Annotated in this window: 10 protein-coding genes; 2 read left to right on the top strand and 8 right to left on the bottom strand. The window is 60.7% G+C overall.

Translation table 11 applies throughout. From position 1 onward, the window contains the following. Window positions 1–2: 2 nt before the first annotated feature. From mdeB to ACS4NR_RS06130, 5 genes are all read right to left on the bottom strand, one after another. The gene (mdeB, locus tag ACS4NR_RS06150; RefSeq protein ID WP_456019388.1) at window positions 3–2666 is read right to left on the bottom strand and encodes an alpha-ketoglutarate dehydrogenase; all 2664 of its coding nucleotides are present in this window, start codon (window positions 2664–2666) and stop codon (window positions 3–5) included. A gap of 49 nt (window positions 2667–2715) precedes the next feature. Next, entirely contained in the window at window positions 2716–3024 is a 309-nt protein-coding gene (locus tag ACS4NR_RS06145; protein WP_443536258.1) for a putative quinol monooxygenase, read from the bottom strand. Window positions 3025–3053: 29 nt separating this feature from the next. Next, window positions 3054–4238 (bottom strand): L-dopachrome tautomerase-related protein, encoded by a 1185-nt coding sequence (locus tag ACS4NR_RS06140; RefSeq protein ID WP_456019387.1) that lies wholly within the window; start codon window positions 4236–4238, stop codon window positions 3054–3056. 57 nt (window positions 4239–4295) lie between these two features. Further along, window positions 4296–5303, bottom strand: coding sequence for a zinc-binding alcohol dehydrogenase family protein (locus tag ACS4NR_RS06135; protein ID WP_095135300.1), 1008 nt, complete (start codon window positions 5301–5303; stop codon window positions 4296–4298). 93 nt (window positions 5304–5396) lie between these two features. Then, window positions 5397–6401 carry a zinc-binding alcohol dehydrogenase family protein gene (locus ACS4NR_RS06130; RefSeq protein ID WP_456019386.1) on the bottom strand — a complete coding sequence of 335 codons (1005 nt, stop codon included), beginning with the start codon at window positions 6399–6401 and terminating at the stop codon, window positions 5397–5399. A 110-nt stretch (window positions 6402–6511) separates the two neighbouring features. On the opposite strand from ACS4NR_RS06130, the gene ACS4NR_RS06125 reads away from it, so the two are divergent. Then, on the top strand, window positions 6512–7402 hold the full coding sequence (locus ACS4NR_RS06125) for a LysR family transcriptional regulator (RefSeq protein WP_443536263.1): 891 nt from the start codon (window positions 6512–6514) through the stop codon (window positions 7400–7402). A 23-nt stretch (window positions 7403–7425) separates the two neighbouring features. Here the strand turns inward: ACS4NR_RS06125 and ACS4NR_RS06120 are convergent, their stop codons facing one another. Next, a complete protein-coding gene (locus ACS4NR_RS06120; protein WP_443536265.1) occupies window positions 7426–7866 on the bottom strand; it encodes a hypothetical protein in 441 nt (146 codons plus the stop codon). 173 nt (window positions 7867–8039) lie between these two features. Continuing rightward, entirely contained in the window at window positions 8040–10244 is a 2205-nt protein-coding gene (locus ACS4NR_RS06115; protein WP_456019385.1) for an OsmC domain/YcaO domain-containing protein, read from the bottom strand. A gap of 230 nt (window positions 10245–10474) precedes the next feature. Here ACS4NR_RS06115 and proP point away from each other — a divergent pair, with 230 nt between their 5' ends. Next, entirely contained in the window at window positions 10475–11977 is a 1503-nt protein-coding gene (gene proP / locus ACS4NR_RS06110) for a glycine betaine/L-proline transporter ProP (protein WP_047602059.1), read from the top strand. 48 nt (window positions 11978–12025) lie between these two features. Here proP and ACS4NR_RS06105 read toward each other — a convergent pair whose 3' ends face one another. Continuing rightward, window positions 12026–12892 (bottom strand): LysR substrate-binding domain-containing protein, encoded by an 867-nt coding sequence (locus ACS4NR_RS06105; RefSeq protein ID WP_095135278.1) that lies wholly within the window; start codon window positions 12890–12892, stop codon window positions 12026–12028. Window positions 12893–12974 lie beyond the last annotated feature (82 nt).

Genomic DNA, 12974 nt, shown 5'->3' with positions numbered 1-12974 from the left:
CATCAGCGATTCCACGGCGCCGGATCGCGCGCATCAATGCCGTACTTCTCCAGCGCCCGGACGTGAGCTTGCGGATCAAGCGAAGCCAGTGCCGCCAACACAATGTGCAGGCGACCCACCTCGAAGAACCGGCGCAGTGCCGAGCGCGTGTCGCTGCGCCCGAAGCCATCGGTGCCCAGCGCCACGTACGGTGCCTGCAGGTAGGGCGCTACCAGTTGCGCATAGGCCCGAACGTAGTCGCTCGCCGCCACAATCGGTGCGCTGCCGGGCAGACAACGTTGCAGATGACTTTGCGCTTCGCACTGCGCGGCGAACATCTGTTGGCGCTGCACCTCGCGGGCATCACGGGCCAGCTCGGCAAAACTGCTGACACTCCAGACCTCGCTGCTGATCTGCCAGTCGTCCTCCAGCATCTGCGCGGCGACAATCACTTCCTGCAGAATCGCCCCCGAGCCCAGCAGGCGCACTGCCGCTGAGCCATCCCCGTGCCGGGCGTACAGGCGCATTCCGCGAATCACGTCGTCGTACTGCTCGGGTTCCAGCGGCGCCTGCACGTAGTTTTCGTTGGTTACGGTCAGGTAATAGAACTCATCCTGTTGCTGCTCCAGCATGCGCCGGCTGCCATGGTCGATGATCACCGCCGCCTCACTGGCGAAGGCCGGGTCGTAGGCGCGGCAGTTGGGCACCGTCGCGGCGATCAATTGGCTGGAGCCGTCCTGATGCTGCAGCCCTTCGCCGGCAAGGGTCGTACGCCCGGACGTCGCCCCGATCAAAAAGCCCCGGGCACGTTGATCGGCCGCCGCCCAGATCAGATCGCCAACCCGCTGAAAGCCGAACATCGAATAGTAGATGTAGAACGGCAGCATCGGCTCGCCGCTGACGCTGTAGGACGTCGCTGCCGCGCCCCAGGAAGAAATCGCCCCGGCCTCGGTGATGCCCTCTTCGAGCAATTGGCCGTCGGTGGATTCCTTGTAGTAGAGCAAGGCGCCAGCGTCTTCCGGCTCGTACAACTGCCCCACGGACGAGTAGATGCCGATCTGCCGAAACAGGTTCGCCATGCCAAATGTGCGTGCCTCATCGGCGACGATCGGAACGATGCGTGGCCCCAGCTCTGGGTCCTTGATCAGTTGGGTGAACAGGCGCACCACCGCCATGGTCGTGGAGTTTTCCCGGGCATCCGGCGTCAGCGCGAAACGCGCGTAACTGTCGAGTGGCGGAACATTGATGACCGGCGCCTGACTGTTGCGCCTGGGCAAATACCCGCCCAATGCCTGGCGCCGCTGCTGCAAGTATTGCAGCTCGGCGCTGTCGGCTGCCGGGCGATAGAAACGCAGCTCTTCGACGGCCTGATCATCCAGCGGCAAACCAAAGCGATCACGAAACGCCTTGAGTGCCTCGACATCGAGTTTCTTCTGCTGGTGCGAGGTGTTGCGCGACTCGCCGATCCGGCCCATGCCAAAGCCTTTCTTGGTTTTCGCCAGAATGACCGTCGGCCTGCCCTTGTGCTGTTTCGCCGCTGCAAACGCCGCGTGCAGTTTGCGAAAGTCGTGGCCGCCGCGGCGCAGCGCATCGATCTGCTGCGCGCTCATGTTTGCCACCAGCGCCCGCAGCTGTGGATCCTGGTTGAAGAAATGACTGAGGTTGTACTCACCGTCATTGGCCCCCAGGTTCTGATACTCGCCATCGACCATGGCGGCGAAATGGCGTAACAGCGCATGCCCCTCGTCCCGGGCAAACAACGGATCCCAATCGGAACCCCAGAGCACCTTGATCACGTTCCAGCCGGCGCCGCTGAACAACGCGGCGAGCTCCTGGACGATCTGCCCGTTACCGCGCACCGGGCCATCGAGGCGCTGCAGATTGCAGTTGATCACGAAGGTCAGGTTATCGAGATTTTCCCGGGCGGCCAGCGACAGCGCGGCAATCGATTCCGGCTCATCCATCTCTCCATCACCGAACACACCCCAGACATGCCGCCCGTGCGTCGGCGCAATCTCACGATGTTGCAGATAGCGCAGGAACCGCGCCTGGTAAATCGCATTGATCGGGCCGATGCCCATCGAGCCGGTGGGAAACTGCCAGAAATCGGGCATCAACCAAGGGTGCGGATACGAACACAAACCGCCGCCGTCCACCTCTTGCCGGTAGCGCTGCAATTGCGCTTCCTGCAAGCGACCTTCCAGAAACGCCCGCGCGTAAACACCCGGTGCCGAATGCGCCTGGAAGTACACCAGGTCGCCGCGCCCGGCCTCGCTGTCCGCGCGGAAGAAGTGATTGAAGCCGACTTCGAATATCTCGGCAGCCGAGGCAAAACTCGCGATGTGCCCACCCAACTCACCGTAAGCCTTGTTGGCCTTCGCCACCATCGCCAAGGCGTTCCAGCGGATGATCGAGGTGATCCGCTCTTCCATCACCAGGTCGCCGGGATAGTCGTCCTGTTGCTCGCGCGCGAGGGTGTTCTGGTACAGCGAATAGGCACTGCTGGCGCCCTGCACGCCCAACCGGTCCGCCTGCTCGGCCAGACGTTGCAGCAAGTATCTGACTCGCGACCTGCCACCGACCCGCGCGACCCCGGCCAGGGCTTCCAGCCATTCGCGGGTTTCGACCTCGTCGCTGTCTTGTGGCACCGGCAGTGAATGCTTCGGCCCTGGCACAGACTCTTTCATTGCAGAACACCCCGAAAGATTGAATGAACAGTTGAACGTCAAAGCGTTCTCAGGACGAAACTTGCTCAAGGAAGATCAATTGCAGCGGCTCTTCGAGCAGGTCATCCGCCGTGGCGGCAAAGCGCTGGAAATATGGCATGGAGAAATGCGCATCCAGCGCCGCCTGATTCTTGAAAGCCTCGCGCATGTAGAACGTCCCGCGTGCGTCGCGCAGCTCGAACAATACATAGTCAAGATTGCCCGGCTCTGCGCGTGTCGGCTCAACCAGTGCCAACAGCCCCTCTTTCAATGCCTGCTCCTGACCGGCCTTGGCCTTGAGCACGGCAATCGAAACCAACACCTCAGTGGACGCATTCATCGTCATTTCTCCAATAGTGAAAACAGTTTTCAACGGGTAGGCGCAGGCGCCGCATCGATTTTCAGACGCATCAGGCTGTAGGGTTTTTGCCGCTGATCCTGGCCGCCGCGAAACACCGCCTGACGATGCAGCTGGTTAGCGGTGAAATACAGGTAGCCATCCGGGCCGATGGACAGAGTGTCGGGCCAGAGCAGTCGCGGGTCATGCACCAGCGTCTGCCATTGGCCATCGGGCAGGCGTTTGCGGATCGAGTTGTGCTCGTAGTCACCGGCGTACAACGCACCGGCAGCATCGGCCTCCATGCCATCGGACGCGCCCTTCTCGCCCAGATCCTGAACGGCGGCGGCCAGTTGCGCTTCGCTGACGCTGGCATCGCGCAGCAGCGCCGTGGCAACCGAATACAGGTGCCTACTGGACAGCGGCGTGAAGTACAGCGTCTGGCCGTCCGCCGACAGCGCGATGCCGTCCGAAGCCACTGCCAGCGGTCTGCGCTTGCCATCCGCCGCTTCCACCGTGACCGGCAAACCCTCCACCACCGGCACGAATGCCGGATCAACCGAGGTCGATGGCGCTCCGCTCAAGCGGCGCATGGCACGGCCGCTGGCGATGTCCATGACGATAATGGCGCCGGGGCCACGCAAGGACGAATCGGTCAGGTAAACAGTCCCCTCTGTGCCAGTACGAAAGTCAAAACGCATGTCGTTGACATAGGTGCTGGGCAGCATCACGTTGTCCGGGAACACCAGACGCTTGACCACGCGGTTGCTTGCCAGATCCACCGCCACCAGTTTCGCGCCGCGCGGTTTGGGGTCCGAGAAGCCCGGAGCCGCGGTGTCGAGCAGCCAGACACGGCCCTGACCGTCGGCGACCACGCTTTGCACGCTGATCAGGCCATCACTGGGATCAAGGGGGTTTTCCCGGTTGATCGCAGCATCGGGATAAGCCACGACCTTGCCGTCGCGAAGCTCGCCGACAGTGAACGGGACGTCATCGCCCCACCGCGGGAAGTTGACGAAGATCCGCCCGGTCTCGCTGACCGTCACCCCGGTGGGCATCGCATCGTAGAACGCGTGCACCTGTTCCAGTTTGCCGAAAGCATTATCGGCTGGGGCGTTGGCCGGCACCGCAACCGCGTCGATAGCATGGGCGAACGGCATGGCCAAGGCGCACGCCGATGTCAGCGCCAACACCGCGGGAAGTTTTTTCAAACGCATAAAGTGCTCCTGACCGGCCCGCTACAGGGCCGGGCTGAATGTTCGGGTGGATGCTGCTCAGAAACCTTCGAGAACGATCTTGCCCCGGGCCTTGCCGCTCTCGACCAGCGCATGGGCACGGCGCATATTCGCCGCGTTGATCGCACCGAAGTGCTCACCCACAGTGGTGTGCAACACGCCCGAATCGATCAGGTCCGAGACGCGGTTGAGCAATTCATGCTGATTGATCATGTCCTGGGTTTCGTACAACGAGCGGGTGAACATCAGCTCCCAGTGCAACGACAGCGACTTGCGCTTGAGCGGCATCACATCGAGGGTGTCCGGGTCATCGATCACGCCCAGACGCCCCTGTGGCCGCAGGACTTCGATCAACTGCGCGAAGTGCTGCTCAGTGTGGGTCAGGCTGGCGACGTAGCTGACTTCGTCGATACCCAGTGCCTGCAATTGACCGAGCAGTGGCGCGCTGTGATCGATCACATGATGCGCGCCTGACTGGCGAACCCAGTCCGCCGTCTCCTGCCGTGAAGCGGTACCGATGACGGTCAGCCGGGTCAATTGCCGAGCCAGTTGCACCAACATCGACCCCACGCCTCCGGCGGCCCCGGTGATCAGCAGGCACTTGCCCTCCCCTGTGCCCTCGGCGACTCCGAGCCGATCGAATAACAACTCCCACGCCGTAATCGAAGTCAGCGGCAGCGCCGCCGCGTCGGCGGCACTCAGCGAGCGCGGTTTGTGCCCGACAATGCGTTCATCCACCAGGTGGTACTCGCTGTAACTGCCGGTGCGGGCAATCGAACCGGCGTAAAACACTTCATCACCGGGCTGGAACAGGCTCACATCGGAACCGACCGAACGCACCACGCCGGCAGCATCCCAGCCGAGGATTTTCGGTTCCTTGGTGAAAGTACCGGCGCGCACCTTGGTATCGACCGGGTTGACCGACACCGCACGCACTTCGACCAGCAGGTCTCGCGGGCCCGGGGTCGGCACGGGGATGTCGGTATCGATCAATGACTGTGGATCTTCAATGGGTAAAGCGTGTTGGGTAAACGTGATGGCTTTCATGGGAACTCGCTGTCGGATGGGCTGTGGCACTCACTTGCAGCCATCTTCAACTGCCCCCTGGCAAAGAAAAACCTGCAAAACGCACCAACACTTTCACTTTAAAAATGAAAATGAACCCTTGAAGCGTTCAATCAGCGCCTGTGCGCGATCCATGTCATCGCCCGCTGTGCCGCTGACATCTGCCTCTGGGCAGGTTTGCAGAAGCCCCTGGTCGAACAGCGTGGAGACGCGATTGAGCAGGTAATGCTGGTTGATCATATCGGCGGTTGCGTACAGGGGCCGGGTGAAGATCATTTCCCAGTGCAGCGACAACGATTTGCTCTTGAGCAGTAGCGCGTCCAGGTTGCGCGGATCGTCGATCACGCCGATGCGTCCCTGTGGCCGCAGCACCTCAATCAACTGCAAGAAGTGCTGGTCGGTGCGGGCCAGGCTGACGACGTGACTGACGTCGGCAATGGCCACTGCCTGCAACTGCTCCATCAGCGGTTGTGTGCAATCAATCACATGGTGTGCCCCCCACTGCCGCAGTCGCGCAGCCTGGTCGGGACTATTAGCACTGGCAATCACGGTCAGGCGAGTCAATTGCCGGGCCAGCTGCACCAGCATTGAAGCTGCGCCAGCGGCGTCCCCGATGATCAACAGACAATCACCGTCGCCCGAATCCTGCTCGACGCCAAGGCGATCGAACAGCAACTCCCAGGCGATGAGCGCTGCGAACGGCAGCGCCGCCGCCTCGGTGGCACTCAACGAGCGTGGCCTGTGACCGACAATGCGCTCATCCACCCGATGAAATCGCTGGTATCCGCCGGGGCTGGCCAAGGAGCCGGCGTGCATGTAGTAAACCTCATCACCCGGCTGGAACAGACTTACGCCGCTACCGACTTCGCGGACAGTCCCCGACGCTCCCCAGCCCAATATTGGCGGTTCCTTGCTCAGTGTCAGGGACTGCGCAGCGATATCGGCCGCCCCCACCGAAATCGCGCCAATTTCTATCAGCAGCCCCCTGAAACCGAGGGTTGAAACGGATTTTTCGGCGTGGAGCAATGCACTCGCTGCTTCGATAGTCAGAGCCGGAGGCGTAAAGGTGAAGACTTTCATGAACACTCACTGTTTGAAGGGATGACGCACACACTTGCAAACAGTTTCAAGCTCACGAGCACAAAGAAAAACCGTCAGAATCCGCCAACTCTTTCACCCCTGGAGTGAAGATGATCCGCATTGATGATCTGGGTCTGTTCACGCGCAGTGCCGCGCTGGGCAGTTTTACCGCCGCCGCATTGGAGGCTGATCTGTTGCCCGGGCAGGTCGCCGCCGCCATCAAGCGCCTGGAGCGCGAACTGGACGTGCGCCTGTTCGCCCGCACTACGCGCAGCCTGCGTCTGACGGCCGAAGGCGAGCAATACCTGCCGACCGCTCACGCGGTGCTGGAAGCGCTCCAACAGGGAAAGGAAAATCTGCGCGGCGAAAACACGCCACTTCGCGGTGTACTGCAGGTGACCGCGCCCTCCGACCTGGGGCGCAATGTGCTGCTGCCCTGGCTTTCGGAGTTCCGCCGCAAGCATCCGGAACTGACCTTGCGTCTGGTCCTGTCCGACCAGGTCGCCGACCTGTTTCGCGACCCGGTGGACGTCGCCATCCGCTATGGCTCGAATGCGGATGCCAACTATGTCGCGCTGCCTCTGGCTCCCGGTAACCGTCGTGTACTGGTCGCCTCACCGCAGTACATCGAGCGCCATGGACAACCGACTACACCGCAAGAGCTGAGCGCACATCCTTGCCTGCTCTATCTGCAGAATGGCCGGGTTTTCGATAAGTGGAGTCTGGGCGAGCAAACCATTCAAGTCTCGGGACCGCTGTTCAGCGACGACGCCGATGTCGTCCGGCGCTGGGCCGTGGAAGGCGAAGGAATTGCCTGCAAATCCTGGCTGGATGTCAGTGCGGACGTATTGGCCGGTCGACTGGTCGTGTTACTTCCCGAGCATCCCGGCAGCGCCTCCCCTCTGAGCATGGTATGCCCGCACCGCAAGCAGATATCGCCCGCGGTGTCTCAACTGTATACGTGGTTGAGCAGTCAGTTTTCGGCGCTTGAGCGCGTTTGAATGTCGCGCCCGGCAGCGTTTGCTTACTGAGCCCGCTTGAGCACCGCTGTCGACACCCGTGGCTGGATCGACTTCTCGATCAATGCGACGACGTCCCTGGCGCCATAGCAGCGGAACAGAATGCTCCCTGCATCGGTGTCTAGACAGACGATTTTAGTGATGAAGCCACCTTCAAGCGTGACCTTGCGGATCATCCCCAGCGGCACTCTGATGTCCAGTGTGCCGTCCTGAACCATACGATTCATGGCGTTGGCATTCAGGTACACAGCAGTATTGGTCAGGGTCATTTTGCCGCCGACCCACAGCCCGCCGTACACCTCCTTGAAACCTTCCAGCACGCCGGCCAATGCGCCGACATTACCACTGCCGGCAGCATCGTAAAAATCGCCGACACCTTCGTAATCCACCTCGACGTCAGCCACCAGAAAGTTGACCAGCTTCGACTTCACGACCTTCTCTTCCATCCTTGAATCTCCATGTCCCCAGAATATTCACCCGTGGTGAGGGGATTTATCCCCGATGGACTGCGCAGCAGGCCCGCTTCTTTATTGGTTGAAGAGGCCGGGCTCGCTTCGCGCGCCATCGGGGATGAATCCCCTCACTACAAATTCACTCAGCGCAAAATGACCGTCGGCTATCAGCGATTCAACGCCGCCGCATTAGCCCGCGCCGCATGCAGCTTCTTGTAGCTGTCGATCAGACGCAGGTGACGATCCAGCCCTTCGAGTTTCATGCTGGTCGGTGTCAGACCATAGAAACGCACACTGCCGTTGACCGAACCAATCGCCGCGTCCATGCGCTCGTCACCGAACATGCGGCGGAAGTTGGCTTCGTAATCGGCCAGTTCCAGATCCTCGTCCAGTTCCATTTCCAGGCACACGTTCACCGCCTGATAGAACAAGCCGCGTTCGACGGTGTTGTCGTTGTATTGCAGGAAGGCTTCGACCAGATCCTTGGCCTGCTCGAATTTCTGCAGGGCGAGGTAGATCAGCAGGCGCAGTTCCAGAATCGTCAGCTTGCCCCACGGCGTGTTGTCGTCGAACTCGATGCCGATCAGCGTGGTGATGTCGGTGTAATCGTCCAGCTCGCTGTTTTCCAGGCCTTGAGCGAGGTTACGCAGGCCGACCTTGCTCAAGCTGTGCAGGTTGAGGATGTCGGCGCGGAATTGCAGGGCCTTGTTGGTGTTGTCCCAGATCAGGTCGTCCACCGGGTAGATTTCCGAGTAGTCCGGCACCAGGATCCGGCAGGCGTTGGCGCCGAGGTCGTCGTAGACCGCCATGTAGGCTTCTTTGCCCATGTCTTCGAGGATGCCGAACAGCGTTGCGGCTTCTTCGGCGTTGGAGTTTTCGCCTTGACCCGAGAAGTCCCACTCGACGAATTCGAAGTCAGACTTGGCACTGAAGAAGCGCCACGACACCACGCCGCTGGAGTCGATGAAGTGCTCGACGAAGTTGTTCGGTTCGGTCACTGCCTGGCCGGAGAACGTCGGCTGCGGCAAATCGTTCAGACCTTCAAAACTGCGGCCCTGCAGCAGTTCGGTCAGGCTGCGTTCCAGTGCCACTTCCAGGCTCGGGTGCGCGCCGAACGAGGCGAACACACCGCCAGTGCGCGGGTTCATCAGGGTCACGCACATCACCGGAAACTCTCCGCCCAGCGACGCATCCTTGACCAGCACCGGGAAGCCCTGCTCTTCCAGACCCTTGATCCCGGCGAGAATGCTCGGGTACTTCTCCAGCACTTCCTGCGGCACATCGGGCAAGGCCATTTCGCCTTCGAGGATTTCGCGTTTGACTGCGCGCTCGAAGATCTCCGACAGGCATTGCACCTGGGCTTCAGCCAGGGTATTGCCGGCGCTCATGCCGTTGCTCAGGAACAGGTTTTCGATCAGGTTGGACGGGAAGTACACCACCTCGCCATCCGACTGGCGCACGAACGGCAGCGAGCAGATGCCACGCTGGGTGTTGCCGGAGTTGGTGTCGAACAGGTGCGAGCCTTTGAGCTCGCCGTCGCGGTTGTAAATGTCCAGACAGTACTGATCGAGAATCTCTGGCGGCAGCTCGTCTTTCGGGCCGGGTTTGAACCAGCGCTCGTTCGGGTAATGCACGAACTCGGCGGTGGCGATGTCCTCGCCCCAGAACTGGTCGTTGTAGAAGAAGTTGCAGTTCAGGCGCTCGATGAACTCGCCCAGTGCCGAGGCCAGTGCGCCCTCTTTGGTCGCGCCCTTGCCGTTGGTGAAACACATTGGCGAGTGCGCGTCGCGGATGTGCAGCGACCAGACGTTAGGCACGATGTTGCGCCACGAGGCGATTTCGATCTTCATCCCCAGATCGGCGAGGATCCCCGACATGTTGGCGATGGTCTGCTCCAGCGGCAGATCTTTACCGGCGATGTAGGTGCCCGCTTCAGAGGTCGAATGCGGCATCAGCAAGGCCTGCGCATCGGCGTCGAGGTTCTCGACTTCCTCGATCACGAACTCGGGACCGGTCTGCACAACCTTCTTCACTGTGCAGCGATCAATCGAACGCAGGATGCCCAGACGATCCTTCTCGGAAATGTCCGCGGGCAATTCGACCTGGATCTTGAAGATCTGGTTGTAGCGGTTTTCCGGGTCGACGATGTTGTTCTGCGACAGGCGAATATTCTCGGTCGGGATGTTGCGCGTTTCGCAGTACAGCTTCACGAAGTAAGCCGCGCACAAGGCCGACGACGCCAGGAAGTAGTCGAACGGCCCTGGTGCCGAGCCATCGCCCTTGTAACGGATAGGCTGATCGGCGATCACCGTGAAGTCGTCGAACTTGGCTTCAAGTCGAAGGTTGTCGAGAAAGTTGACCTTGATTTCCATGCGGGTTTACCAGAGAGCAAAAACGAATTGGCGGCCATTATCCGGGTTTTCAGCCTGACGTCTTGTGCTTTTGCGTAATCGCCGCCGGGTGGGCGCTGCTGCGTCTTCGCGGGTGCGAACGACAAAAATGCCGCGAGCAGTGAATTATTTCGTGTCTTCTTGTATCTGACGGAAAGAACCCATGCCACCAAAACAATGGCATCGAATCCGTTCAGCTATGAGTGACCCGCATGAAATCAAGGAAAAACAAGGTCAATCCCATCGGATTGAAAGACATCACGATTGTCGACGACGCCAAGATGCGCAAGGCGATCACCGCCGCCGCACTGGGCAACGCCATGGAATGGTTCGACTTCGGGGTCTACGGCTTCGTCGCCTATGCACTGGGCAAGATCTTCTTCCCCGGCGCCGATCCTGGCGTGCAGATGATTGCAGCGCTGGCGACTTTCTCGGTGCCGTTCCTGATCCGTCCGTTGGGCGGGCTGTTCTTCGGTGCCTTGGGCGACAAGTACGGGCGGCAGAAAGTATTGGCCGCGACCATCGTGATCATGTCGCTGAGCACCTTCGCCATCGGCTTGATACCGTCCTACGAGTCGATTGGCATCTGGGCGCCGATCCTGCTGTTGCTGGCGAAAATGGCCCAGGGTTTCTCGGTCGGCGGTGAGTACACCGGCGCCTCGATTTTCGTCGCCGAATACGCCCCCGACCGCAAACGCGGCTTCCTCGGCAGTTGGCTGGACTTCGGTTCGATTGCCGGTTTCGTCCTCGGCGCAGGTGTGGTGGTGCTGATTTCGACGATCATCGGCGAAGAGAAATTCCTCGAATGGGGCTGGCGCCTGCCGTTTTTCCTCGCCCTGCCGCTGGGCATGATCGGCCTCTATCTGCGGCATGCGCTGGAAGAAACCCCGGCGTTTCAACAGCACGTCGAGAAACTCGAAGAAGGCGACCGTGAAGGATTGGCGGGCGGGCCGAAGGTCTCGTTCAAGGAAGTTGCGACCAAACACTGGCGCAGCCTGATGACCTGCATCGGCGTAGTGGCGGTGACCAACGTCACCTATTACATGCTGCTGACCTACATGCCGAGCTACCTGTCGCACAATCTGCACTACAGCGAAAACCGTGGCGTGCTGATCATCATCGCAATCATGGTCGGCATGCTGTTCGTGCAACCGGCGATCGGTTTTATCAGCGACAAGATCGGCCGCAAGCCTTTCATTGTGGTCGGCAGCATCGGTCTGTTTCTGCTGGCGATTCCGGCGTTCATGCTGATCAACAGCGGCAAGATCGGCCTGATCTTCTCCGGCTTGCTGATGCTCGCGGTGTTGCTGAATTTCTTCATCGGCGTCATGGCTTCGACCCTGCCGGCGATGTTCCCCACGCACATCCGCTACAGCGCACTGGCCGCCGCGTTCAACGTCTCGGTGTTGATTGCCGGCCTGACCCCGACGGCCGTGGCCTGGCTGGTGGAAAGCACCAACAACCTGTACATGCCGGCGTATTACCTGATGGTAATTGCCGTGGTCGGTCTGATTACTGGCGTGACCATGAAAGAGACCGCCAACAAGCCCCTGCGCGGTGCCGCGCCGGCCGCGTCGGACATTGAAGAAGCCAAGGAACTGCTCAAGGAACACCACGACAACATCGAGCAGAAAATCGAAGACATCGACGCCGAAATCGCCGAACTGGAAGCCAAACGCAAGGAGTTGGTGCAACAGCATCCGCGCATTAACTGATGTGGTGCCCGACGGCGGCCCTGCCTGGGGCTGCCGTCGATCAACACGTCACAGCACGAAGCCGTCACCGATCAAGCGCACCAGAACCTCCCCCGCCTCACTCAATTCACCCGGTGCCTGCATCAGGCGCAACTCGTGCAGCGGCAACTCGGGTAATCCCTCCTCACTGCTCAACACACGCATGCCGGGGCGCACTTGCGCCCGATCAACAATGCCCACCGCCAGTCCGGCCTCGATGGCTGTTTCCAGCGCGCTGGCACCGGCGCTGACAATCACCGCGCGCCACCGGCGTCCCTGCTCGCTCAATGCATCCACGGCAACGCTGCGATAGGGACAACCCTTGCCGTGCAAGGCCAGCGGTACCGGCCGGGTGAGATCCTGCGTGTAGTTGTGCGCGGCGACCCACACTGGCTGGGTCAGGCCCAGCATCCTTACGCAACGCGACGATGGCGGCGCATTGGCGACGACCACCAGCAACGCCAGATCCAGTTGCCCGCGCTCCAGACGCGCACTCAAACGGCCGCTGGCACCCGTTTCGACTTCCAGCTCGATGTGCGGAAAATCTGCCGACAAGTGCGGCAACGTACAGCCCAGTACTGCGCCGGCGTACTCCTCGGAAATCCCCAGACGGATCCGCCCGCTGGCCAGTGGCGTGCTGAAGCTCGCCAGCAATTGATCGTGGTGACGCAGCAATTCGGCGCTCTGCAGGGCGAAGCGTCGACCCAGTGGGGTGAGGTTGACCGTCTGGTTATCGCGTTCCAGCAAGCGCCCGCCCGCCAGCGCTTCCAGACGCCGCACATGCAGGCTGACCGCTGACGGGCTCTTGTTGAGGAAACTCGCGGCGGCAAGAAATTGCCCGAAGCGCACGATCGCCTGAAAGGTGCGCAACAGTTCGATATCAAGGGCTTCGGCCATGCTTGAGGATTCCTGCATCAGTGGTGCGAATCGTATCGTTTGAATGCATCAGCGCCAGATTCATATCATCGAATTCAATCCT

It is taken from the genome of Pseudomonas sp. JQ36, assembly GCF_053851495.1.
This window is presented reverse-complemented; position numbering and strand designations above follow the sequence as displayed.

Coding starts and splice junctions, on each gene's coding strand:
- ACS4NR_RS06125 (WP_443536263.1), top strand. CDS start 6,512: ATGATCCGCATTGATGATCTGGGTCTGTTCACGCGCAGTGCCGCGCTG.
- ACS4NR_RS06135 (WP_095135300.1), bottom strand. CDS start 5,303: ATGAAAGCCATCACGTTTACCCAACACGCTTTACCCATTGAAGATCCA.
- ACS4NR_RS06130 (WP_456019386.1), bottom strand. CDS start 6,401: ATGAAAGTCTTCACCTTTACGCCTCCGGCTCTGACTATCGAAGCAGCG.
- ACS4NR_RS06115 (WP_456019385.1), bottom strand. CDS start 10,244: ATGGAAATCAAGGTCAACTTTCTCGACAACCTTCGACTTGAAGCCAAG.
- mdeB (WP_456019388.1), bottom strand. CDS start 2,666: ATGAAAGAGTCTGTGCCAGGGCCGAAGCATTCACTGCCGGTGCCACAA.
- ACS4NR_RS06120 (WP_443536265.1), bottom strand. CDS start 7,866: ATGGAAGAGAAGGTCGTGAAGTCGAAGCTGGTCAACTTTCTGGTGGCT.
- ACS4NR_RS06105 (WP_095135278.1), bottom strand. CDS start 12,892: ATGGCCGAAGCCCTTGATATCGAACTGTTGCGCACCTTTCAGGCGATC.
- proP (WP_047602059.1), top strand. CDS start 10,475: ATGAAATCAAGGAAAAACAAGGTCAATCCCATCGGATTGAAAGACATC.
- ACS4NR_RS06140 (WP_456019387.1), bottom strand. CDS start 4,238: ATGCGTTTGAAAAAACTTCCCGCGGTGTTGGCGCTGACATCGGCGTGC.
- ACS4NR_RS06145 (WP_443536258.1), bottom strand. CDS start 3,024: ATGAATGCGTCCACTGAGGTGTTGGTTTCGATTGCCGTGCTCAAGGCC.